We start from the raw sequence: 24,888 nt of genomic DNA, 5'->3' as shown, positions 1-24,888 counted from the left end.
TGCAAAAGAAAAGGTATAGAAAATGTAGCTAAAGCTGGATAAAAAAAGACAAATAGTTGAAAGAAAAAAAAAATCTTATTTTTTAATAGTTTTTCCATTGTTACAAATATATCATATTTAATAAGATTATTTTCATTTCAAAATGATTCAATTTAATAAATCAAATGAAAAGAAAATTTAATAAAATAGTACATTTGTATCTTATAAATCCAGTATAAATGTCATCGAAAATTATTTCAACCAAAAACAATCTACAAATAGTACATGAAGACAACCACATTATTGTAATCAATAAACGAGTGGGAGATATTGTGCAAGGAGATAAAACGGGTGACAAACCTCTTTCTGATGTAGTAAAAGAATACCTTAAAGAAAAATACAATAAACCTGGAGAAGTTTTTTTGGGTGTTATTCATCGTTTAGACAGACCCACAACTGGTATAGTTGTTTTTGCTAAGACTTCAAAAGCATTAACACGATTAAACGAAAGCTTTAAAAATAGAGATACTAAAAAAACCTATTGGGCTGTGGTAAAAAATAATCCTCCAAAAACAAAAGACATTTTAGTTCATTTTTTAAAAAGAAATCCAAAGAATAACACTTCAAAGGCACATGTAAAAGAAGTACCTGAGAGTAAAAATGCAAGTTTAGAGTATACTGTTTTTAAAAAACTGGACCATTATTTTGGTTTAGAAATTCTATTGCATACTGGGAGACATCATCAAATTAGAGCACAATTAACAGCAATCGGTTGCCCAATAAAAGGAGATTTGAAATATGGTTTTGACAGAAGCAATCCAGATGGAGGAATCCATTTACATGCCAGAAAACTGGAAATTATGCATCCTGTTACCAAAGAAAATTTAGTTTTTGTTGCTCCTACTCCTAATGAAGTAATTTGGAATGCTTTAGAAAATAAAAATTAAAAAAGGGAACTACATTTAGTTCCCTTTTCTATATCCTAGATTAATACTTCAATAAAGTAATTAATTCCATTTCAAATCTATTTTTAGGCAAATATTGATCTTCCAGTGCTTTTACAAATGGTATTGCCGTTTCAACACTACCTACTCTTTTTACTGGAGCGTCTAAATGTTCAAAACAATTTTCCATGATTAAAGCAGAAATATCACTTGAAATACCTCCAAAAAGGGTGTCTTCTTGTAAAATAATAACACGACCCGTTTTCTTCACAGAATTAAAAATAGTCTCTACATCAAGGGGTTGTAATGATCTTAGATCTATCAAATCCGCTGAAATATCAGGATTTTTTGATAACGTTTCTAAAGCCCAATGTACTCCTGCTCCAAAAGAAATAATAGTTACTTCATTTCCATCTTTTAACAAAGCCGCTTTTCCAAAAGGAATGGTGTAATAATCTACAGGTACATCTTGATAAACACTTCTATACAATTGTTTATGCTCAAAATACAAAACTGGATTTGGGTCATTAATAGCCGTATTTAAAAGTCCTTTTGCATCATAAGGAAAAGCAGGGTAAACCACTTTTAATCCTGGTGTTTTGGTAAACCAAGCTTCATTGGTTTGCGAATGAAAAGGTCCTGCTTGAGTTCCACCTCCACAAGGCATTCTCACTACTACATCGGCTTTTTCATTCCAGCGATAATGTTGCTTTGCTAATAAATTTACAATGGGGTTAAAACCGGTAGAAACAAAATCTGCAAATTGCATTTCTACAATTGCTTTGTATCCGTTTATCGATAATCCGTTTGCAGCAGAAACGATGGCACTTTCACAAATTGGTGTATTTCTAATTCTTTCTTTACCAAATTCGGCTACAAAACCTTCTGTAATTTTAAATGCACCTCCATATTCAGCTATATCTTGGCCCATAATCACTAAATTATCATGTTTTTCCATCGACAATTTTAAGGCACTTGAAATGGCATCAATAACTCTTATATTTTCAGTGGCATCAGAATGAAAAAATTGTTCATGTTCGTAAGGTTCATACATATCATTTAATTCTTCCTCTAAATTAGCTTCCACCTCGGGTTCCAACTGAGTTTTCGCCCAATGTTCGTCTATTTCTGCTTTAATTCGCTCTTTAATTAAAGCATCATCATCTTCATTTATAACAAAAGTTCTAAATAAATAATCTTTAAAATTAGCAATCGGATCTTTTTCTGCCCATAAATCCATTAATTCTTGAGGCACATATTTAGTTCCACTCGCCTCTTCATGACCACGCATTCTAAAAGTTTTAAATTCCAATAAAACAGGTCTCGGATTTTCTATCATGGATGCTTTTAGTTCTGTAATTTTATGAAAAACATCTAAAATATTATTCCCATCTATAATATGACTTTCCATTCCATAACCTACTCCTTTATCTGCTAAATTTTCACAACGATATTGTTCATTTGTAGGTGTCGAAAGTCCATATCCATTATTTTCAATTACAAATAAAACTGGTAAATCCCAAACAGAAGCAATATTTAAAGCTTCATGGAAATCTCCTTCAGAAGTAGCTCCTTCACCAGTAAAAACAGCCGTAATTTTACCATTTTTCTTCAATTTATTAGCTAAAGCTATTCCGTCTGCAACGCCCATTTGAGGCCCTAAATGAGAAATCATTCCCACAATCTTAAATTCTTGTGTTCCAAAATGAAAACTTCTGTCTCTACCTTTAGTAAAACCTGTTTTTTTACCTTGCCATTGTGAAAACAAACGATATAAAGGAATCTCTCTAGTAGTAAAAACACCTAAATTACGGTGCATGGGTAAAATGTATTCGTCTTTATCTAAAACGGCAGTAATACCAACAGAAATAGCTTCTTGTCCAATTCCAGAAAACCACTTTGAAACCTTACCCTGACGCAAAAGAATTAACATCTTTTCTTCAATCATTCTTGGTTTTAAAAGCTTTTTATACAAATCTATAAGTTGCGGATTACTTAACTCTTTTCTATCAAAGTTCATGGTAATTAGGTTTCTAAATTATTTTATTTCAAAAATATAAAAAATAACATTTTTAAAATGATTTGTTATAAAATTTATTTTCCAAAAAAAGACAACCACAAAAAAATGTTGATAACTTCCTCATTTTAAATTAAAAATAAATCAATACATTTGTATTTACTTGGGCTAAGCGCCTTTAGATTTATTAACAATAAAGTTTTAGTATGCAACAAATTCCTAGTGTTGACTTACGTGATTTCCTGTCGGACGATCCGGCACGTAAACAAAAATTTGTAAATGAAATCGGAAAAGCCTACGAAGAAATCGGCTTCGTAGCATTAAAAGGTCATTTTTTAGATGACAAATTAGTAGAGGATTTATATGCTGAAGTTAGAAATTTCTTCAATTTACCTCTAGAAACCAAATCAAAATATGAAATTCCTGGTATTGGAGGGCAAAGAGGTTATGTCTCTTTCGGAAAAGAACATGCTAAAGGGCGTTCAGCAGGAGATTTAAAAGAATTTTGGCACTTTGGACAATATGTTTCTGAAGGGTCAAAATACGAAAACGAATATCCTGATAATGTTCAGGTAACGGAATTATCTAATTTTAACCCAGTTGGAAAACAAGCCTATCAAATGCTTGAAAAAACAGGTATTTATGTTTTAAGAGCTTTAGCCTTATACATTGGTTTAGATGAGTTTTATTTTGACAAATACATCAAAGACGGTAACAGTATTTTAAGACCTATCCACTACCCTCCTATTACAGATGAGCCTAAAGATGGCGCTGTTAGAGCTGCTGCTCATGGAGACATTAACTTAATTACTTTGTTAATGGGAGCTCAAGGAAAAGGGTTACAAGTACAAAACCATAATGGAGAATGGGTAGATGCGATTGCACAACCTGATGAATTAATGATTAACGTGGGCGATATGTTATCGCGTCATACGAACAATAAATTGAAATCTACAATTCATCAAGTGGTAAATCCGCCAAGAGAATTATGGGGGAGTTCGCGATATTCTATTCCATTTTTCATGCATCCAGTAAGTGATATGAGTTTAAACTGCTTACCAGAATGTATTGATGAAAATAATCCAAAACTATACGAAGATATAACCGCTGGTGAGTTCTTACATGAAAGACTAGTGGAATTAGGATTAATCAAAAAGTAATCGGAATAGTTCCAAATTATAAAATTCCAAATTCCAATTGTAATAACTTGGGATTTGGAATTTGCTTTTTTTAAATCTATATTTTTATGAGTTTAGAAGACCAATTAAAAAAATTATTTCCAGATCATCAGCCATCAAACGAAAAAGAAGAAACACCAGAAATTTCAGAACATGAATTGTTTGTTCAAAAAGAACCTATGATTTGTAAATATGAAAAAAGAAAAGGAAAACCAACAACAATTATTGCTGGATATGAAGGTGAAGAAGAAGACTTTAAATTATTAGCCAAAGAAATCAAAAATAAATTTGCTGTAGGTGGTAGTTTTAAAGATGGAGAAATTATCATACAAGGCGATTATCGTGATAAAATAATGCAATTCCTTCAAAATAAAGGTTTTAAAACAAAACGAGTTGGAGGTTAAAAAAATATAACATTGACAATTTATAAAATTTAAATATTGAGCTTGCAAAGCAATCTCACAATAACATTATGATTAAAAATTCAGAATTAATATTAAACCCAGATGGTAGTTTATACCATATTAACTTAAAACCAGAAAACATAGCTCACGATATTATTTTTGTGGGAGATCAAGATAGAGTTTCAAAAATAACCTCTCGATTTGACAGTATCGAATTTACCACTCAAAAAAGAGAATTTAAAACACAAACTGGTAGTTATAAAGGAAAGAGATTAACCGTTATTTCAACAGGAATAGGACCAGACAATATTGATATTGTTATAAATGAATTGGATGCTTTGGTAAACATTAATTTAGAAACCAAAAAACCAAAAGAAACACACACCTCACTTAATATTGTGCGTATTGGAACTTCTGGTTCCTTACAAAAAGATATTCCTGTAGATGCATTTGTAATGAGTGAATATGCAATTGGTTTAGACAATATGTTACGTTCTTATTTAATAGATACTATTTCAGAATCAACAATTGAAGAAGCGTTTATTGCGCAAACCAATTGGGATTTAAAAAAAGGACGTCCCTATGTTATTAAATGTAGCGATACATTAGCCAAAAAGATATTTAGTTCTAAAATGCACAAAGGCTTTACAGGAACAGCGGGTGGCTTTTATGGACCTCAAGGTAGAGTATTGCGATTAGCTATTCAAGATCCAGAATTGAATATCAAAATGGATAATTTTAATTTTAATGGCACACGAATGACCAATCTTGAAATGGAAACCGCTGCCATTTATGGTTTAGGAAAGCTATTAGGACATCATTGTTTGTCATTGAATGCCATTATCGCAAACAGAGCGACAGGTGATTTTAGTCAAAATCCATATGAGGTAGTTGAAAACTTAATTGATTATACCTTAGAAAAATTGGTACATTAATTTCAAATAGTTTTTCATAGATTGCTTATAATTTTATATATCATACAGTTGTAAATTATAAAATATGAATCTAAAATTAGAAACAGAGCGATTAATTCTTCGTCCATTACATTTAAATGATGCCGACGATATGTTTGCTATGGATAGCAATCCTAAAGTACATATTTATCTAGGTAATACTCCTTTTAAAACCAAAGAAGAGAGCATTGGTTATCTCAAGAATGTATTACAACAATATGAACAATATGGAATAGGTCGTTTTGCTATGATTACTAAAGATGGAAATCGATTTGTGGGTTGGTGTGGATTAAAATTTATTACCGAAATAGAGAACAATCATTCCAATTTTTATGATATTGGTTATCGTTTAAAAGAAGAATTCTGGGGAAAAAGCTATGCTTATGAAGCAGCTAAAGTTTGGTATGAATTTGCCTTTTCGAATTTAAAAGTAGACACGTTATACGCTTCCGCACATATTGACAATAAAGGCTCTAGAAGAATCTTGGAAAAAATAGGATTACAATTAAAAAACGAATACCTTTGGAATAACAGCATTACGTGTGTTTGGTACGCCTCAAAATAAGCAAATATGTTTCAAGAATTTACAACAAATCGGTTATTATTAAGACCTTTAACATTTTCCGATGCAAAAGCTTTTTTAGAAATGCATTCAGGTACTAAAATCAATCGATTTTTAAGAAATCCAATTGTATCATTAACAGATTCAGTAAATTATCTCGATAAAATTATAAATGAACACCAAAAAAACGAAATAGCTCGCTTTGCCGTAATTTTAAAAGAAAAAAACGAATTAATTGGGTTTTCAGGGTTAAAATTGAGAGCAACAGAAGAAAATGGGTATTCAAATTTTTATGATTTAGGTTATCGTTTTGCTGAAAAGCATTGGAACAAAGGTTATGCCACAGAAGCGGCTCAATTTTGGATTACATATGGTTTAAAGAGTTTAAAATTGCCAGAAATTCATGCTTGTGCCGACAATGAAAATAGAGCTTCAAACCATTTATTAGAAAAAGTGGGGTTTAAAAAAATAAATCAATATATAGTAAATAACACATTACACAATTGGTATAAAATTAAAAAAGATGAATTTGAACCTCAAATTTGAAACAGAACGGTTGCTATTTCGTCCTTTAGAATTATCGGATGGAAAAGCCATGTTTGCGATGGATGCCAATCCATTGGTTCACCAATATCTTTGGAATAAACCTGCAAAAGATATTCTAGAATCCATTCAAGTTATAGAATATGTACTACGACAATACCAAGAAAACAATATAGGTCGTTTTGCTACAATCTTAAAAGATACAGGCGAATTTATCGGTTGGACTGGCATAAAATTTGTGAATGATCATGTTGAAAATGGAAACACTAATTTCTTTGATTATGGCTATCGTTTAAACGCACCATTTTGGAATAAAGGATACGCAACTGAAGCCACTCATTTTTGGTTAGATTATGGAATGAATCAAATGAATATTGATGAAATAAATGCGTATACTCATGCGCAGAATAGAGCTTCCAATAGAGTACTCAGTAAATGTGGGATGCAATTTAGAGAAGATTATCCAGATCCAGAAGGTGTTTTATGGAAATGGTGGCAGTTGAAAAACACAAACAAATAACACAAACAGTTTAGTAAAAAATATGAAAACAATAAAAATAGCTGGTGTACCAGAACATTTTAATTTTCCTTGGCATTTATGTATTGAAAATGGAGAATTTGAAGAAGCAGGAATTAATTTGCAATGGTCCAATGTACCTGAAGGAACTGGAAAAATGTGTCAAATGCTTCGTGACGGAGAAACCGATATTGCAGTTATCTTAACCGAAGGTATGATAAAAGATATTGTTGCTGGAAATTCTTCTAAAATAGTACAAGTATATGTAAAAAGTCCTCTAATTTGGGGGATTCATGTTGCGGCTAATGCCTCGTATCAAACACTTTCCGATTTAGAAAATACCAAAGCTGCTATTTCAAGATTAGGCTCTGGATCGCACTTAATGAGTTATGTAAATGCGCAAAATAATCATTGGGATACACATCAATTACAATTTGAAATTGTAAATACTATAGATGGTGCAGTAACTGCTTTAACTTCAGGAATGGCGGATTATTTTATGTGGGAACGCTTTATGACCAAACCATTAGTCGATAATGGCACGTTTAGAAAAGTAGCTGACTGCCCTACTCCTTGGCCATGTTTTGTTATTGCTGTTAGAAATGAAATTCTTGAAAAAGAAGGACATGTTGTTACTCAAATTTTAGAAATTATCAATGCTACTACAGAAGAATTCAAACATATTCCTAGCATCGACCGAACATTAGCATCTAAATACAATCAAAAAACAGAAGATATACAAGAATGGTTATCCTTAACACACTGGTCACAAAAACAAATAGATAAACAAACGGTAGAAAAAGTTCAAAACCAACTTCATACGTTAAATATTATTGAAAAAATAGTACCATATGAAACGATAGCTAAATAAATACTTAATTTTATCGTTTTAAATATAAATGATAACCCAAGAATCCCTTTCACTCAAAAAAATTAAAGAAAAGCTTTCTCTACCAAAGCCATGGGATACTATTATCATTTTTTTATTAAATATTTTAATTACAATACCCGTTTTTTTAATTGCTCATCAAAATTTAATAGAATTAAACTGGATATACAACTTAGACAGAATCTTATTGTTTTTAATTATTTTAGTACTTATACAACTCATTTTAAGAGCATTAAAAACAATTATCATTATTTGTATTTTTGTTTATCTATTAACCTTAATCTACGGTACTTTATTTGGAAATTATGGATTTGATCGCGTCTTTGAGGATTACAAATACATGATTTATTCTATGAGTGAAAATCCAAAACCGCAAGACTTAATCATTTCTAAGTTATTACCGTTTCCAAATAAATCAAAAATTATTGATGCTGTAGATTTTACTAATCCAAAAGTGAGAAATTTTGCATTATATGCAACAACTCAACATTTTAAGAATATTAAAGGATATACTAAAAACCGAAAACTAATCCAATGTTTTGCCGTTTTTAAAGAAATTAAAGACAACTGGAATTATGTAAACGATCCTAAAGGAAGAGAATATATCGCTTATGCATCAGAAAGTTTACAACATTTTTCAGGAGATTGTGACGATCATGCTATTTTAATGTCGGCTTGCATAAAAGCCATTGGAGGAACGCCAAGAATTATACATACTGGAGGGCATTTATATCCTGAGATGTTAATTGGTGATAAAAATAATTTAGAAACTGCTATTTTTCTAATTAAAGAAGTGTTGTTTAAAGAAGAAGCTAAAAATCAACAAATACACTACCATATTGATGAACGAGGACAGATTTGGCTCAACTTAGATTATACCGCTAATTATCCTGGAGGTCCGTTTATGAAAGAAGAAATCTTAGGAGAATTGACTTTTAATTAATTTATAATTTCTTAGCTGTTTTTACCAATCTATTTCTGGTTTACCAATGCTTTTTAAATAATCATTCGTTTTACTAAAGTGCTTATTACCAAACCACAAGCCTCTATTAGCACTCAATGGTGAAGGATGACCCGTTTCTAAAACAAAATGTTTATTTCTATCTATTTTTATTCCTTTCTTTTTGGCAAATCCACCCCATAATAAAAAAACAACCTGATCTTTTTCATCAGAAATCTTTTTAATCACTGCATCTGTAAAGGTTTCCCACCCTCTATTTTGGTGACTTCCTGCTTGAGATTCTCTTACAGTTAATGTTGCATTCAAAAGCAATACTCCTTGTTTTGCCCAACGTTCTAAATTTCCAGTTACTGGAATAGTTTGTCCTAAATCGCTCTGAATTTCTTTAAATATATTAATTAATGAAGGTGGAAATGAAATGCCATCATTTACAGAAAAGCACAAACCATTAGCTTGCCCTTTGCCATGATAGGGATCTTGACCAATGATAACAACTTTAACATCTTCAAAATGGCATGTATCAAAAGCAGCAAAAATTTGATTCCCAGGAGGAAAACAAGTATGAGATTGATATTCATTTTTTACAAATGAGATTAAGTTCTGAAAATACTCTTCTTCAAACTCATTTTGCAATACTATTTTCCAAGAATCATGAATTTTAATCGACATAATTTAAAATTTTACCAAAAATAGAAATTTATACTATAATAGAATGTAAATTTGCAAGTAAAAAGAGAGAGAGAAGAAATGATTTCAGTTACAAACAAAACTTTACAGGATTTAGAATTTCATACTATTTTAGAAACTATTTCCAATAAGTGTACTACCGAAATTGGCCAACAAAAAGCGCAACAAATTGTGCCTTTTAAAAATAAAGAGCAATTACTATTAGAATTAGCACAAACATCAGAATACGTCTCTTCTTATTCTAACAATAATGCTATTCCTAATCATGGATTTGAAACGATTACCAAAGAATTACAGTTTTTAGGCATAGAAGATAGTTTTTTAGATGCATCAAGCTTTAAAAAGATTGCTCATGTTGCAGAAACAGCCAATACTTTATTACATTTTCTAAAAAAGTTTCAGGAATATTATCCAAAATTATATTTCAAATCAAGTGAAATAGAATATACCAAAGACATTAACAAACACATCGATACTGTTTTTGATAAATATGGTGAAATTAAAGATAATGCTTCACCTGATTTAGTTGCTATTCGTAGAAACATGCAATTGGTTAGAGGCAAAATCAATCAAAGTTTTGGCACCGCACTAACGCAATATAATGCTTCAGGTTATTTAGATGACATTAAAGAAACGGTAGTAGAAAACAGAAGAGTTTTGGCTGTTTTAGCGATGTATCGAAAAAAAGTAAAAGGTTCGGTTTTAGGAAGTTCAAAAACAGGTAGTATTGTATATATAGAACCTGAAGCAACATTACGTTACTCTAGAGAACTAAGTGATTTAGAACAAGACGAAAGAGAAGAAATTATTCGTATTTTAAAGCAGTTAACGAATCAAATACGACCTTATAAAGATTTGTTATCAGAGTACCAAAATTTCTTAGCTTCAGTAGATTTAATTTCGGCTAAAGCCAAATACGCCAATGCTATTAATGGAATTTTACCAACTATTACAAATGAAAAGCATTTGTATTTTAGAGAAGCGTATCATCCTATTCTATATTTGACAAACAAAGCTAAAAATGAAGTTATTCATCCTCAAACTATTGAATTGGATAATCAAAGTAGAATTATAGTAATTTCCGGACCTAACGCTGGTGGAAAAACCATTTCTTTAAAAACAATTGGTTTACTACAATTAATGCTTCAATCTGGAATTTTAATTCCTGTTCATGAGCGTAGTACTACTTTCTTATTTGATCGTATTTTAACCGATATTGGTGACAATCAATCTATAGAAAATCACTTAAGTACGTATAGCTATCGATTAAAAAACATGAATTATTTTTTAAAAAAATGTAATTCCAAAACCTTGTTTTTAATTGACGAATTTGGTACAGGTTCAGACCCTGAATTAGGCGGTGCCTTAGCCGAAACATTTCTAGAAGAATTTTATGCTCGAGAAGCTTTTGGAATTATTACAACACATTATACAAATTTAAAGATTTTAGCTAACGAATTGCCGTTTGCAACAAATGCCAATATGTTGTTTGATGAAAAAACACTAGAACCTTTATATAAATTGCATTTAGGGCAAGCAGGTAGTTCATTTACTTTTGAAGTAGCCCAAAAAAATGGAATTCCTTTTGGTTTAATTAACAGAGCAAAAAAGAAAATTGAAGGCAGTAAAGTGCGTTTTGATAAGACAATAGCTACCCTTCAAAAAGAACGTTCTAAGTTAGAAAAAACGTCACAAAACTTAAAAGAAGAAGAATCTAAAGCGAGAGAAGAAAGCAAAAAAATGGAAAACATTAATGCTAAAATTCAAGATAAATTAGAGCGTTATCAAGAATTGTATGATGCTAATCAGCGTTTAATATATCTAGGACAACGCTTAGATGATATGTCTGAAAAATATTTTAATAATAAAGATAAAAAAACTTTAATAGGCGACTTTTTAAAGATGGTTGAAATAGAAAATTCTAAACGAAAAAAAATCACTAAAAAAGAAAAGATTGCCAAAGAAAAAGTAGAAAAAGAAATTATTGCTGAAGTTAAGGAGAAAGTAGAAGAAATAAGAATTGAGAAAAAAGAGAAGAAAATTAAAGCTCAAAAAATTGAAGCTGAAAAACCAAAAGTAATTTTAAAAGTGGGTGATCGCGTTAGAATGAACGATGGAAAAGCAATAGGAACTATTGATAAAATTGAGAAAAATAAAGCCACTGTAAATTATGGTATTTTTACTTCTAAAGTAAATCTTGATCAATTAGAATATATCCAACCTTTATAAATAAAATAAAAAAGAATAATGGAAATAGAAAATTTACCAAAAGAGAAGCAGATTATTCTTTTTGACGGTGTTTGCAATTTATGTGAATCATCGGTCCAATTTATTATAAAAAGAGATAAAAAAGACCTTTTCAGGTTTGTTGCCATTCAATCTGAATTAGGTCAGCAAATTATAAAACACATAGGTATAGACACGTCAAAAACAGATTCGATTATACTATATATACCAGAAAAAGCATATTATTATAAAGCTGAAGCGGCTTTACAAATTTCAAAAAGATTAAAAGGTGTGTATGCTATATTAGGATATTTAAGTTTTATTCCAAATCCAATTAAAAATACGGTTTATGACTATATTGCAAAAAACAGGTACAAATGGTATGGTAAAAAAGAATCGTGTATGATTCCTACTCCAGAATTAAAAGCAAAGTTTTTATAAAAAAAATGCTCAATCTAGTATTGAGCATTTTTTATTTTTTTAGTTAATTTTTAATAATTTTTTTATCTAAAATTCCATCAGCAGTTTTTATTTTCATAAAATAAATTCCAGCATTTAAATCTGATATATTCAAATTAAAATTTGTTGTCGAACTTGCATTTGTTTCTTTGACAACTCTACCATTGATGTCAGTTAAAGAAATACTCTCAAATAATAAATTATCACTTACTATTGAAATAACGTCATTAGCAGGATTTGGGTAAATCGCAAATTTTGAAGCTAAGAAAGAATCTGAGCCTAAATTAGCTCCAGTATATTTATAAATTCCATCAGTAGTAGAAGATGTTGTAAATCCACCAGCCCAACCAGTAGTTCCATCTAAAAATTTAATACTCGTTCTTTGTACACCACTATCGATTGGAGTCCAAGTCGCACCAAAATCTGTACTATATCCAGAATTATAGGTAAAAGTTGTATTATTACTTGCTGTTCCAACTAAAATGGTTGTACCAGGAATAAAACTCAAACTTAAATAAGGTTGCGTGTAAGGAACACCTGCACTCCAAAGTACTCCACCATTAGAAGTAGTATACATAGTGTAAGTTGCTGAAGTTCCTGAACCGTTTCTACCTAATAAGATACCGTTATTATTATCACTAAAAAGTAATGTTCCACCCACACTAGTTCCAGCAAAATCAGTAATTGGAGTGTTATATTTTGTCCAAGTTACCCCCATATCAGTAGTTCTGTATATTTTTCCTTTATTAGTTACAAACCAAAAAGAATTACCAGCAGCTACATTTCCTCCATTGTAACCATATTCTCCAGAAACAATGTTTGGCAAACTTGATGCAGGTACAGCAGTCCAAGTTGTTCCTCCATTAGTTGTTCTGTAAACTTCAAAATCTGTTGCGGTAATTGGGTCTCCTTGTGTAATACCTGTATTGGCATCAAAAAAATGAACCACATTAAAAAAGGAATTTGCATTAGTATAAGCGGTTGCGTTTTGCTGTGTCCAAGTAGTACCTCCATTTGTTGTTTTCCAAACGCCCCCCATACCATTTGTAGGACTTACAGCACCAACCCAAGCGGTTGTAGCACTTACAGGAGATATATTTGTTAGTTCAAGTGCCGTATTTCCTATATTAATTGCCCCTGATGTCCAAGTGGTTCCGCCATTGCTAGTTCTTGTAAATTCTTGCACATTAGCTCCACCACCACTTCCATCGTATCCCAAAGCCCAAACAGTATTAGCATCAACAATATTAATATCTGTTACACCTCTACTAGTTGTTGTAAAACCTGTTGCTTGTGACACCCATTGCGCATTGCTAATTGTGGATGTTAACAAGAATAAATAAAGTAATTTTCTTTTCATGATTGTTTCTAAATTAAAATTTGGATTATAATAATTGAATGAAATTACAAAAAACTAATCCAATACAACTATAATTATTAATTTTTTAACTTTTTATTTTAAAAAAAAGCATCAATTAGATTGATACCTTTGTTTTTTAATTTTTAATGAGTTTTTGATCAAATGTGCCTTCAGAAGTGTTTATTTTCAATAAATAAACTCCAGAAAGTAATTCAGAAACATTCAAGTTATAATGAGTAACCGAATGAGTCGTAATTTGTCTAATAATTCTTCCATTTATATCCGCTATTGAAATCGAATTAAAAACCACTTTATCACTTTGTACCGTAATTATATCAGAAACTGGATTAGGATATATTGAAAATTTATTATTTAAGAAAGATTCAGAAGATAACACTTCAGAAACCGAAAAATTATCTACAAATAATGCTTGTCGTCCTACAGTATTCGTAGGTGATGTATTTTGAATACCAAAATAATGAGTACCAGTATAACCAGCCGTAAAAGTATATGTTTTTTGTACCCAAGCCACGTCAGTAAATGGTGTTTGAGTAGCGATAGTTGTAGTTTGAGCTGCAACAGTTTGAGCATTTCCTACAGTTACATTATAACTTGCAGATCCAGTGGACCCATTGTCTACATAATTTCTAACATAGAAACTGACCGTAACTGTTGAACCAGAAGTTAGATTAACTCCTCTAGAAACCATCCAGTTATTTGCAGCAGCTGTGGTAACACCTGATAAAGAATAAACAGAAACTACCCCATTTTGAACTAATGCACCTGCTCCAAAAATACCTACTTGCCAATCACTTCCTGGTGGTGTACCTGTTTCTGTTGTCCAACCGATAAAAGGAAAAGTTTCCTGTTCAAAACTTGTTGTATATGGAGATGACGAAGGTTCGAATACGGTATTAAAAGCAAAAGGTCCGTTCCAAGCACTAAAATTTCCTGTACCACAATTTGTTCTTACGTAATAATGGTAAACTGAGCTGGGTGATAAACTTGTTACATTATAAGGACTTACAACAGAAGCACCAGTTAAAACAGTTCCAGTACCTTGAGTAAAACCATATAAACCATATTCTAATTCAATATTTGAACCGCCTACAGCGTTCCAAGTTAAAGTAGCGCTATTTAATGTTGCTCCAGACACATTTAAATTAATAGGTCTAGCACAACTAACTGCTTTTGCTAATTTAGTAGCTGGCCTAAATGACGATGCCGCGATTATAGTTGGTACAGCTGTATTTGATTGTGCTCCTTTTAATCCATTAGTTAGCGCAGTATTACAAGCAATACTAGAATTAGTCGTAGCTATCATTCCAGCAGGATTGGAATAATCAAATGCCACATAAATACCTCCTCCTGTATATGTAAAAGTACTACCTCCTGAAAAGGGTATATATAAATCTCCAGTAGTTGTAGGTATACTTAAAGAAGTATTACTTACTGTTGTCATTCCTGAAATAGCTGTAGACCAAGTGGTACTTTTATTATTTGCAATATCTGTAGTGTTTTGTAAATATAAAATTAAAGAACCAGTTGTAGCTACATCTTGTGCTGTCAAATAATTAAATGCAATACCATTAATTACATCACCATTTAAAATTCCTGAACCTGTAATTTCTGAAGCAGGAATTAAAAAGACAGATCTGGCATATCTTCTTGACCCTTGTGGTGCTCTTGCATTAGCAGAAAAAGACAAATCATATTCAACTACATCATAGTAATCTGACTGAGCATTTGAAAAGAATGAAATAAAGAAAAGAGAAAAAAGGAACCCATTCTTTAAGAAAAGTAATTTTTTTTTCATAATTAGCGCTGTTTTAGTTTTTATGTAAATGTATACTAAAAAATCTCACAAAACTTAACTAACTAGCTAACTGTAAGCGATTTATTTAAAAAACAAAAACCAATTCATCTAAAACGAATTATTTAAATTTTAAACAACAAAAATGTTAAAATAAAAAATAATTCTTATAAAAAAACCAAAAAAAACAAATTAAAAATTAGTTATTTATTCAATAAATAATAATCTACCATCACTAATGCAGCCATAGCTTCAACAATTGGAACGGCTCTTGGAACCACACATGGATCATGCCTACCTTTACCTTGCAAATTAATAATTTTCCCATCTTTAGTTAGAACATCTTGCTTTTGGATAAGCGTTGCAACAGGTTTGAAAGCTACTTTAAAATAAATGTCCATCCCATTACTAATACCTCCCTGAATTCCTCCTGAAAGATTTGTCTTTGTAGAACCATCTTCATTAAACAAATCATTATGCTCGCTTCCTTTCATTTTAGTTCCTTCAAATCCACTACCAATTTCAAATCCTTTCACTGCATTGATAGACAACATTGCTTTACCTAATTCGGCATGCAACTTATCAAAAACAGGTTCTCCAAAGCCAACAGGAACATTTTGAATAACACAAGTAATGGTACCTCCTACGGTGTCACCTTGTTTTTTTATTTCTTTAATGTAAGATTCCATTTGTAAGGCTAAATCTGTGTCGGGACATCTAACTGCATTGCTTTCAATTTTAGAAAAATCAACTTCAGAATAAAGCTTATTTAAAGCAATTTCTCCGACCGAAGAAACATAGGCAGTAATTTTAATATCTGGTAATACTTGTTTAGCTATAGCTCCAGCCACTACTCTACTTGCCGTTTCTCGAGCAGAACTTCTTCCACCACCTCTATAATCTCTAAATCCATACTTTTGATCATAAACATAATCTGCATGACTTGGTCTATAAGTTTCCTTAATATCTGAATAATCATGAGATTTCTGATTTGTGTTTGGTATTATAAAACCAATTGGTGTACCTGTTGTTTTACCTTCAAAAATACCAGATAAGAATTGTACATCATCTTCTTCTTTTCTTTGTGTAACAATACTAGATTGTCCTGGTTTTCTTCTTTGCATTTCTAATTTAATTGCCTCAAAATCTAAAGTAATTCCTGCTGGGCAACCATCAATTATACCTCCTAAAGCTTCACCATGAGATTCTCCAAATGTCATTAATGAAAATAATTTTCCAAAGGTATTTCCAGCCATAATATTATAATTCTAGGATTTATTAATATAGTTTATAAAAATAATTTAACTTATTCTTGTTAACAAATTTAGTTATTATTTAGTCTTTATTTATGTATTAAACCACTTTTATAATTAATTAAATAAAACAATTTTATTATTGAGAAATAGCTTAAATTTATAAGATATAGATTATTAATTAGTAAAAAATTCTATATTTGTTAAAATCAATTACACAATTTCTATGAAGAATTTAATTACATTATTTGTGTTAGGTTTGCTTTTTGCCTCTTGTTCAAGTGATTCGGTAACAGAAGAAAGCCAAGCAGTAACATTTACCATTCCATTTAATTCAAATAACTATTGGACCTACGACATTGAAGATTCTGAAATGAATACTAGTCGAGACTCATTATATGTTGGAAATGATACAATTATCAACGCTAAAACATATAAAAAAATGAAAGTAAAAGATGATATTGCTTTTGGTTTCTTTTCAAATTCGTTACGCAATAATGGTGTTCGAGTTGTAGGCAACAAATTATTTCTTTCTGGAGATTTTTCTGCAAACCTTGGACAAAGTACCCCTTTAAACTTTAATTTAGTTTTAAATGATTTCATTGCCTTTGATGCTGATGCCCCTCAAAATGAAAATCCTTCTACTAGAACAGGCAGTTTTCAACAAACTGTTAGTGGTTATCCATTAACTATTGAATATGTTCTAAAATCGGTGGGTGGTGTTAGTTATTCTTCCTATACGTCACCAAACGGAGATACCTATTCTAATGTTAAATCAGGTAAAATTGTATTAAATGTAAAAATTTCTACGACTCAAGTTATAGCAGGAATTCCAATAACTGTTACTGTTTTGCCACAACAAAATGTATTAGTATCAGAACAGTTTGTCGCTGAAAGCATAGGTGTTGTTCACACAAATACAGTAACTAGTTACACCTTAAATTCTCAATTACCATCAGAAATTATTAATCAGTTAAATATTCCAACAACATATTATGCTACTCAGAATGAGTATCTTGACACTTATTTACTAAATTAAATAGTAATTCTGTAACTTATTTTTATAATTTTATAAAAAAAGTTACGTTTTTAATTCTACTTTTGTAATCAACAATTATAAATAAAATAGTAACAAATGAGAAAATTATTTTTAACAGCTTTCATGCTAGTAGGCTTGGTTTTTAGTGCACAAGCACAGGACATATCGAAAAATGCATTAGGTCTAAGATTAGGTGATAATGATGGATTTGGAGGAGAGATTTCTTACCAAAGAGGTTTATCTGACAATAACCGTTTAGAACTTGATTTAGGTTGGAGAAACAGCAACGATGTTGATGCTATTAAATTAGCTGGATTATACCAATGGGTTTGGAATATTGAAGGTGGATTTAACTGGTATGCTGGTGTAGGTGGTGGTTTAGGTACTTGGAACTACAACAAACACGGATACAAAGATGATGGTTCCTTCTTTTTTGCTGCTGGTGACATAGGTATTGAATATCTATTTGATATTCCATTACAATTATCTTTAGATTTCAGGCCAGAAATTTATTTTGGTGGAGATTATGCAGATTTTAATGATAATTTTGGACCAGATATCGCCTTAGGTATCAGATATAGATTTTAATAATCATAATAAATAACATCTATAAATAAAAAAGGAACTCTTAGAGTTCCTTTTTTATTTTACAATATATTTTTTAGATTTTGGAATTTGAATAATACTAAAAGGGTTTGTGATTGCCATAGTAACGTTTTCTCCTTTTTTTGGATGGGTTATTTTAGTGTAAATTATAAGTTTATTATTATCCAAAATTTCTAATTTATCAACACCAATAGCATAACCTCCTGTGTTTTTTTGACCTAAATACAAAAACAAAACTGTATTTTTAGCAAAGAAATCATCTTCTAAAAGAGGTATTTCATTACTTAAGTTCAATTTAATAAGCTCTTTTTCATAACCGTTTTTATCTTCGATTACAAAATAACCAAATGTGTCATTACCACCATATTCTGATGAATACATTACATCATATTTGGCATCTTCATTTAACTTTGCATAGGTATTGTTTTCGGCCTTTTTAGTAACTATATTATTATGCTTTGCAGAACAGCAAGAAAATAAAGAGAATAAAAATACATTTAAATATACTATTTTCATAGAGCATATTCTTTTATAACTTCCTCATATACATTTTCATACAAAGGAAGGATTTTTTTAATATCAAATTCTGAAGCTTCATTCAAAGCATTACGTTTAAAAGTATTCAATACCTTATCATCTTTTAAGATCGAAATGGCATTTTTACTCATATCTTGTATGTCACCCACATTGCTTAAATATCCTGTAACGCCATGACTGTTTACTTCTGGTAGACCACCAGAATTACTAGAAATAACGGGTACACCACATGCCATTGCTTCCAATGCAGCTAAGCCAAAACTTTCTGTTTCAGATGGTAATAAAAACAAATCTGTTAAACATAAAATCTTATCTATTTCATTACTGTTTCCAAAAAAGATTACTTTACTCTGTATGCCTAATTCTTGACATAGTGTTTCTGCTTTTTCTTTTTCAGGTCCATCTCCAACCATCATTAATTTTGCTGGAACTTCTTTTTGAATTTCATAGAATATTTTTACTACATCAGTAATTCTTTTTACTTTTCTGAAATTTGAAATATGAGTTACTACTTTTTCATCTTTAGTAGCCATTAATGAACGATGACAAGGATCATTTATATCCAATCTTTCTTTATTGATTTCAATAAAATTAGGAATTACTTTAATGTCTTTTTTAATATCGAAAAGGCGATAGGTATCTTCCCTTAAACTTTTAGAAACACTAGTAACAACATCTGATTTGTTGATGCTAAAGCTTACGGCTGGTTTATAAAATGGATGATTCCCTACCAAAGTAATATCTGTTCCATGTAGTGTAGTTACCATTGGTAATCGTATTCCTTCCTCCTCTAACATCTTTTTAGCCATATATCCAGCATAAGCATGAGGAATTGCATAATGTACATGTAAAACTTCTATCTTATGAAGTTTAACCATATCAACTAATTTGCTAGATAAGGCTAACTCATAAGGTTGATAATGAAATAACGGATATTCTGGAACGTGTACTTCATGATAAAAAATATTTTGATTTAAAAGGGCCAAACGAACTGGTTGACTATAAGTAATAAAATGAATTTCATGCCCTTTACGAGCTAATTCTAGTCCTAGTTCAGTTGCCACTACTCCACTTCCACCAAAAGTGGGATAACATACTATAGCTATTTTCATATATGTATATTTATTTAGAAAAGGTCATATATGCCATCGCTTTTATTAGGAAGATTTTTGTGTTAAAAATTTTTAATTGAGGCGATTTCATGATTAGGTTTTTAAAAGTATAAAAATACTATAATTTTATTTCCTCAATTTTTAAATATTCGTTAAATTATTTTGTAAATGCTTTTTCATAAGTTGCAATCCAATCTTGTGGTGTTATTTTTGAAACTAATTCACCTAACAAATCAAATGGAATATCTTCAGCTTTTTTAAATCTCATACAACTTTTTCCCATATCTAATTTCTTTTTAGAGAATTTACCGTATTCTGTAACAAACCAATTGTATAATTCTTTATCAGCATAAATCCCCATATGATAGAAATTAATACTGTTTTTTTGTGAAGCAAAACTCATAAAAGGAAGTGGTAATTTTGGATCACAATGATAGCCAGAAGGATAAATTTCATGAGGAACAACATAACCAATCATACCATAACTCATTGCTTCTTTAAAACCTTTAGGAAGATTTTCTAAAATTACATTGCGTAATTTTATAATAGTTACTTTTCTTTCTTCTGGTACTTCTTTTATATACTCCTCTGGATTTTGAGCTTGCGATGTCATATTTATTCAATTATGGATTCATAAATAACTTCTTGAATATTCTCTCTTATGTTTTCTTTAGATAAATAATTTGTTTTGGCTTCAGGATATGTTCGATTGGATAAAAAGACATAAACAATTTCTTTTTCAGGATCAGACCAAGCCATTGTTCCTGTGAATCCAGTATGACCAAAGCTAGTCATAGAAACACAACCACAAGTAGGCCCGGCTTCTCCTAATTGAGGTTTATCAAACCCTAAGCCTCTTCTATTTTTATCTTTGCAATAATAGCAGGTATTAAATGCGTTAAATGTTTTTTCGCTAAAAAATTGTTGGTTATCATATTTTCCTTTTTGCAAATACATCTGCATCATTTTGGCAACATCTAAAGCATTGGAAAACAAACCAGCATGACCAGCAACACCGCCTTGCATAGCTGCTCCCATATCGTGCACATATCCTTGAATCGTTTGGTATCTATAGTAATTATCAATTTCAGTAGGTACAATTTGGTCTACATCAAATTTGTGTAATGGATTGTAAGTCATTGTAGTTAATCCCATTTTTGAATAAAAATTTTCAAAGGCAAGACTATCTAATTTCTTTCCCGTTGCTTTTTCTAAATATTCTTTCATTAAAATAAAAGAGAAATCACTATACTTATATTGTACTTTTCTTAGTAAATCGCTATCAGCAATTCTCTTTATAATAGTATCATTATAATCTTTCCTTATAAATAAGTGTTCTGCAACCTGATATGGAAATGCTTCAGAATACTTTTTACTGTAATACTTTTTACTTGGTTTATTTACCGAATCTAATGTGGCTTTATAAAAAGGAATCCAAGCTTGAAAACGAGCCTGATGTGTTAGCATATCTAAAAAAGTAGCGTTTTCTTTATTAGACCCTTTAAAAACGGGAAGCATTTCTTTTAGTTTGGTCTTTAGGTTTAATTTTCCGCTATCATATTCCACCATGACATTAGGCAAAGTTGCTAAAATTTTTGTTAATGAAGCAACATCGTATAAATCTGTATTTTTAACGGGCGTTTTATTATCATAAGTATGATATCCAAATGATTTATTGTAAACAACTTTTCCTTTTTTAGCCACGATGATTTGTGCTCCTGGTGTCATTTTTTTAGCAATAGCAAAATTAACTATAGAATCTATTTTGGTTAAAACTTTAGCATCTAATCCTGCATTTTCTGGTGCACCAAATCCTAAAATGTTCAATGGTTTAGTAGTAATTCCATCATTAATATAGAAATCATTATTGATAGAAACAGGTAATTTTCCTTTGGTACCAATAGCGCCAAAAATAGCTTCAGCAGCAACAGTATTAGAAAATATATTGTTTTGGTATGCCAAAATAAATCCTTCAAAATTTGAAAAGCGATCCACTTTAAGAAGAGAATAAGGCTTTGTAAAAAAAGTGACTATAACTTTATTTTCTTTAGCAATTTTATCTAAAATGGTACTTTCATCTTTATCCAAATTATGATTTTTCCAAGCACCATCTTCTTTATGAAATCCGATAATTACTTTGGTATACTTTTTTAATTCTTCTAAAGCTTCATCTATCTTTTTTATAGTAACATCTACTTCGTCTATCGAAGTGTATTTTCTTAATTCTTGTACAAAAAAATCGGCATCAGCATCTCCTAATTTTACATAGGCAATTTTTTCTTTTTCCAAATTTTGGATGGGAAATAGATTTTCTTTATTTATTAATGTGGTAATAGCATTTTCATATAAAGAATAGTTCATGGCATCGTATTTTGACTGATTTAAATCTTCATACAAATGATTGATTTCTATAGATTTATATTTATTTAAACCTGCTTTATATTTATACTGTAATATTTTCTTTACAGAATAAGCTAAACGCTCTTCTGTAATTTTTCCTTCTTTATAAGCTTCATCAAACTTTTGGATGGCTACCGGTACATTTTCTGCAAAAAGTAATACATCATTACCTGCTAAAAAAGCTTCTAAATCAATATCGCCTGGTTTTTTAAAATTACTAGCGCCTTTCATATTCAAGGCATCTGTAAAAATTAAACCTTTAAACTTTAATTCGTCTTTTAAAATATTGGTAACCACATTGTAAGAAATAGAAGTTGGATATCCTTTTCTTGGCTCTATACTAGGCACATCTAAATGAGCAACCATAACACTGGCTAAACCATTCTTTATTAACTCTCTATAAGGATACAATTCTATAGAATCGAGTCTCTTTTTTGAAAATTTTACAACAGGTAAAGTATGATGTGAATCGGTTTCTGTGTCACCATGACCAGGGAAATGTTTGGCAGTAGCAAAAACTCCTTGACTTTGAAGCCCTGTAGTTAAGGCAATAGCAGCATTGGCTACGTTAATTTTATCTTCACCAAAAGAACGATTTCCTATGATTGGATTACTAGGATTAGTATTAATATCTACTACGGGTGCAAAATTAAAGTGAATTCCCATTCGTTTGGATTGTTCTCCCATTTGAATTCCCATTTTTTCAATTAATTTAAAATCCTGAATAGCACCAAGTGTCATATTCCAAGGGTATCTATAGGTAGAATCTAGTCGCATACTCAACCCCCATTCTGCGTCAATCCCTATGAACAAAGGTACTTTTGACTTAGACTGATACCGATTGGTTAATTGTGCTTGTCTTACTGGACCTCCTTGAAAAAAAATCAATCCGCCAACTTTGTATTTTTCTACTAACTCATCTATTTCTTTATAATGCGATTCATTTTTATTGGAATAGGCAGCCACCATAAATAATTGCCCTACTTTTTCTTCAAAACTCAATTGATTATAGATACTATCAACCCACTTTTCTTGTGGTAATTTAGAATATTTTTGAGCATAAATAACTGGCGATAAAAAGAATAGAAAAAATAAATAACGCATTGAAAAAAATATTAATAAAAAAACATCATTAAATTGGTCTAATGATGTTTTCAAATATAGTGAAATAATAACAAAATTATCTTAAATCTTTTGTAATGTAATGCTGTTTTTAATGCAAATCTATATGCTTGTCATGATACCCTAATAAGTAAAGTACACCATCTAGACCTATACTAGAAATGGCACTTTGCGCATTATCTTTTACCATAGGTTTAGCGTGAAATGCAATTCCTAATCCAGCTAAATTTAGCATTGGTAAATCATTTGCTCCATCGCCTACCGCTATGGTTTGACTAATATCTATTCCTTCTTTTATGGCTAATTCTTGTAAGTATTCGGCTTTTTTATTTCCGTCTACAATTTCTCCAATATAATTACCGGTTAGGAAACCATCCTTAATTTCTAACTCATTAGCAAAAACATAATCAATCCCTAATTCTTTTTGAAGATGGCGACCAAAATATGTAAAGCCGCCGGAAAGTATGGCTGTTTTAAAACCGTATTTTTTTAAAGTATCAATAAGTCTCCGAGCTCCTTTTGTTATAGGTAAATTAATAGCTACGTCTTCGAGTACACTTTCACTTAATCCTTTTAAAAGTTTCATTCTTTCCGTAAAGCTTTCTTTAAAGTCTATTTCTCCTTGCATTGCCGACTCAGTAATTTTTCTAACTTGTTCTCCTACTCCAGCTAATTCCGCTAATTCATCTATAACTTCTGTTTGAATTAAAGTAGAATCCATATCAAAACAAACTAATCGCTTATTTCTTCTGAAAATAGTATCTTCTTGGAAAGCAATATCAACATCTAGTTCTCTAGAAATTTGCATGAATTTTTCAGTAAACTCTGCTTTATTGTGTATAGCACCTCGAATAGATAATTGTATGGAAGCTTTGGGATAAGAATCTTGTTTTACTAATGAAACTCTTCCTGTTAATCTTTTAATAGCATCAATATTTAATCCTTTTTCTGAAATTACTTTGGTAACTTCAGAAATTTGCTTTGCTGATAATTTTTCGCCTAATAAAGTGACAATATAACGGTCTTTTCCTTGAAGAGCAACCCAATTTTCATAATCGGTGAGTGGAATTGGCTTAAATTTAGCTTTTATGCCCAATTCATAGGATTTGAATAATAAGTCCTTTAAAACTGCTGCTGATTTTTTACCCGATTCTATTTGAAAAAGTATTCCTAAGGATAATGTATCGTGAATGTTAGCTTGACCAATGTCTAATATTTTAGCATCATATTCAGATAAAACAGCAGTTAGAGAAGAGGTTAAACCTGGCTTATCTTGCCCGGATATATTTAGTAAAAAAATTTCACTCGCCATTAGTGATAATTAATA

23 protein-coding genes are annotated in these 24,888 nt (G+C 30.7%); 13 read left to right on the top strand and 10 right to left on the bottom strand.

All coding sequences use genetic code 11. The features are described 5' to 3' along the window. Positions 1–218: 218 nt before the first annotated feature. Positions 219–926, top strand: coding sequence for an RluA family pseudouridine synthase (locus CX675_RS02630; RefSeq protein WP_130733667.1), 708 nt, complete (start codon positions 219–221; stop codon positions 924–926). Positions 927–966: 40 nt separating this feature from the next. On the opposite strand, the gene CX675_RS02625 is transcribed toward CX675_RS02630, so the two are convergent. Beyond that, a complete protein-coding gene (locus CX675_RS02625) occupies positions 967–2,943 on the bottom strand; it encodes a thiamine pyrophosphate-dependent enzyme (protein ID WP_130733666.1) in 1,977 nt (658 codons plus the stop codon). Positions 2,944–3,146: 203 nt separating this feature from the next. Between CX675_RS02625 and CX675_RS02620 the strand changes: the two genes are divergently transcribed. The 8 genes from CX675_RS02620 to CX675_RS02585 all read left to right on the top strand — a co-directional run bounded on the left by CX675_RS02620 (position 3,147) and on the right by CX675_RS02585 (position 8,929). Further along, positions 3,147–4,100: an isopenicillin N synthase family oxygenase gene (locus tag CX675_RS02620; protein WP_130733665.1), complete on the top strand. Its 954-nt coding sequence runs from the start codon at positions 3,147–3,149 to the stop codon at positions 4,098–4,100. An 86-nt stretch (positions 4,101–4,186) separates the two neighbouring features. Further along, on the top strand, positions 4,187–4,522 hold the full coding sequence (locus CX675_RS02615; protein WP_130733664.1) for a translation initiation factor: 336 nt from the start codon (positions 4,187–4,189) through the stop codon (positions 4,520–4,522). Between the two features lie 68 nt (positions 4,523–4,590). After that, a complete protein-coding gene (locus tag CX675_RS02610) occupies positions 4,591–5,457 on the top strand; it encodes a nucleoside phosphorylase (protein ID WP_130733663.1) in 867 nt (288 codons plus the stop codon). Positions 5,458–5,521: 64 nt separating this feature from the next. Then, positions 5,522–6,040: a GNAT family N-acetyltransferase gene (locus tag CX675_RS02605; RefSeq protein WP_130733662.1), complete on the top strand. Its 519-nt coding sequence runs from the start codon at positions 5,522–5,524 to the stop codon at positions 6,038–6,040. Positions 6,041–6,046: 6 nt separating this feature from the next. After that, a complete protein-coding gene (locus tag CX675_RS02600; RefSeq protein WP_130733661.1) occupies positions 6,047–6,583 on the top strand; it encodes a GNAT family N-acetyltransferase in 537 nt (178 codons plus the stop codon). Further along, positions 6,561–7,100, top strand: a complete 540-nt coding sequence (locus CX675_RS02595; protein WP_240723576.1) for a GNAT family N-acetyltransferase — start codon at positions 6,561–6,563, stop codon at positions 7,098–7,100. The genes CX675_RS02600 and CX675_RS02595 overlap by 23 nt, the downstream gene beginning before the upstream one ends. A 22-nt stretch (positions 7,101–7,122) precedes the next feature. Beyond that, complete coding sequence (locus CX675_RS02590; protein ID WP_130733660.1) at positions 7,123–7,968, top strand: substrate-binding domain-containing protein; 846 nt, start codon at positions 7,123–7,125, stop codon at positions 7,966–7,968. Between the two features lie 28 nt (positions 7,969–7,996). Further along, positions 7,997–8,929 carry a transglutaminase gene (locus CX675_RS02585; RefSeq protein WP_130733659.1) on the top strand — a complete coding sequence of 311 codons (933 nt, stop codon included), beginning with the start codon at positions 7,997–7,999 and terminating at the stop codon, positions 8,927–8,929. 21 nt (positions 8,930–8,950) lie between these two features. Here the strand turns inward: CX675_RS02585 and CX675_RS02580 are convergent, their stop codons facing one another. Further along, positions 8,951–9,616 carry a uracil-DNA glycosylase gene (locus CX675_RS02580; RefSeq protein WP_130733658.1) on the bottom strand — a complete coding sequence of 222 codons (666 nt, stop codon included), beginning with the start codon at positions 9,614–9,616 and terminating at the stop codon, positions 8,951–8,953. Between the two features lie 78 nt (positions 9,617–9,694). On the opposite strand from CX675_RS02580, the gene CX675_RS02575 reads away from it, so the two are divergent. Beyond that, a complete protein-coding gene (locus tag CX675_RS02575) occupies positions 9,695–11,863 on the top strand; it encodes a DNA mismatch repair protein MutS (protein WP_130733657.1) in 2,169 nt (722 codons plus the stop codon). Between the two features lie 18 nt (positions 11,864–11,881). Next, entirely contained in the window at positions 11,882–12,301 is a 420-nt protein-coding gene (locus CX675_RS02570; protein WP_370277510.1) for a thiol-disulfide oxidoreductase DCC family protein, read from the top strand. A 43-nt stretch (positions 12,302–12,344) separates the two neighbouring features. On the opposite strand, the gene CX675_RS02565 is transcribed toward CX675_RS02570, so the two are convergent. The 3 genes from CX675_RS02565 to aroC form a co-directional block, all read right to left on the bottom strand. After that, positions 12,345–13,679 (bottom strand): T9SS type A sorting domain-containing protein, encoded by a 1,335-nt coding sequence (locus CX675_RS02565; protein ID WP_130733656.1) that lies wholly within the window; start codon positions 13,677–13,679, stop codon positions 12,345–12,347. 136 nt (positions 13,680–13,815) lie between these two features. Continuing rightward, positions 13,816–15,495 carry a T9SS-dependent choice-of-anchor J family protein gene (locus CX675_RS02560; RefSeq protein WP_130733655.1) on the bottom strand — a complete coding sequence of 560 codons (1,680 nt, stop codon included), beginning with the start codon at positions 15,493–15,495 and terminating at the stop codon, positions 13,816–13,818. Between the two features lie 200 nt (positions 15,496–15,695). Next, positions 15,696–16,748, bottom strand: a complete 1,053-nt coding sequence (gene aroC, locus CX675_RS02555; protein WP_130733654.1) for a chorismate synthase — start codon at positions 16,746–16,748, stop codon at positions 15,696–15,698. A gap of 223 nt (positions 16,749–16,971) precedes the next feature. Here aroC and CX675_RS02550 point away from each other — a divergent pair, with 223 nt between their 5' ends. Then, positions 16,972–17,784 carry a hypothetical protein gene (locus CX675_RS02550; RefSeq protein ID WP_130733653.1) on the top strand — a complete coding sequence of 271 codons (813 nt, stop codon included), beginning with the start codon at positions 16,972–16,974 and terminating at the stop codon, positions 17,782–17,784. A 96-nt stretch (positions 17,785–17,880) separates the two neighbouring features. Then, the gene (locus CX675_RS02545; RefSeq protein WP_130733652.1) at positions 17,881–18,372 is read left to right on the top strand and encodes a hypothetical protein; all 492 of its coding nucleotides are present in this window, start codon (positions 17,881–17,883) and stop codon (positions 18,370–18,372) included. 54 nt (positions 18,373–18,426) lie between these two features. Here CX675_RS02545 and CX675_RS02540 read toward each other — a convergent pair whose 3' ends face one another. The 5 genes from CX675_RS02540 to serB all read right to left on the bottom strand — a co-directional run bounded on the left by CX675_RS02540 (position 18,427) and on the right by serB (position 24,873). Beyond that, on the bottom strand, positions 18,427–18,906 hold the full coding sequence (locus CX675_RS02540) for a protease complex subunit PrcB family protein (RefSeq protein ID WP_130733651.1): 480 nt from the start codon (positions 18,904–18,906) through the stop codon (positions 18,427–18,429). Further along, complete coding sequence (bshA, locus tag CX675_RS02535; RefSeq protein ID WP_130733650.1) at positions 18,903–20,039, bottom strand: N-acetyl-alpha-D-glucosaminyl L-malate synthase BshA; 1,137 nt, start codon at positions 20,037–20,039, stop codon at positions 18,903–18,905. Before bshA ends, CX675_RS02540 begins: the two co-directional genes overlap by 4 nt. A 157-nt stretch (positions 20,040–20,196) precedes the next feature. Continuing rightward, complete coding sequence (locus CX675_RS02530; protein ID WP_130733649.1) at positions 20,197–20,652, bottom strand: DUF1801 domain-containing protein; 456 nt, start codon at positions 20,650–20,652, stop codon at positions 20,197–20,199. 2 nt (positions 20,653–20,654) lie between these two features. Beyond that, on the bottom strand, positions 20,655–23,543 hold the full coding sequence (locus CX675_RS02525; protein ID WP_130733648.1) for a glycoside hydrolase family 3 N-terminal domain-containing protein: 2,889 nt from the start codon (positions 23,541–23,543) through the stop codon (positions 20,655–20,657). A 109-nt stretch (positions 23,544–23,652) separates the two neighbouring features. After that, positions 23,653–24,873, bottom strand: a complete 1,221-nt coding sequence (gene serB / locus CX675_RS02520) for a phosphoserine phosphatase SerB (RefSeq protein ID WP_130733647.1) — start codon at positions 24,871–24,873, stop codon at positions 23,653–23,655. Positions 24,874–24,888 lie beyond the last annotated feature (15 nt).

The sequence above is a fragment of the Flavobacterium sp. J27 genome (assembly GCF_004303025.1).
Taxonomy (GTDB): domain Bacteria; phylum Bacteroidota; class Bacteroidia; order Flavobacteriales; family Flavobacteriaceae; genus Flavobacterium.
The sequence above is the reverse complement of the archived record's forward strand: the minus strand, read 5'-3'. Positions and strand labels throughout refer to the sequence as shown.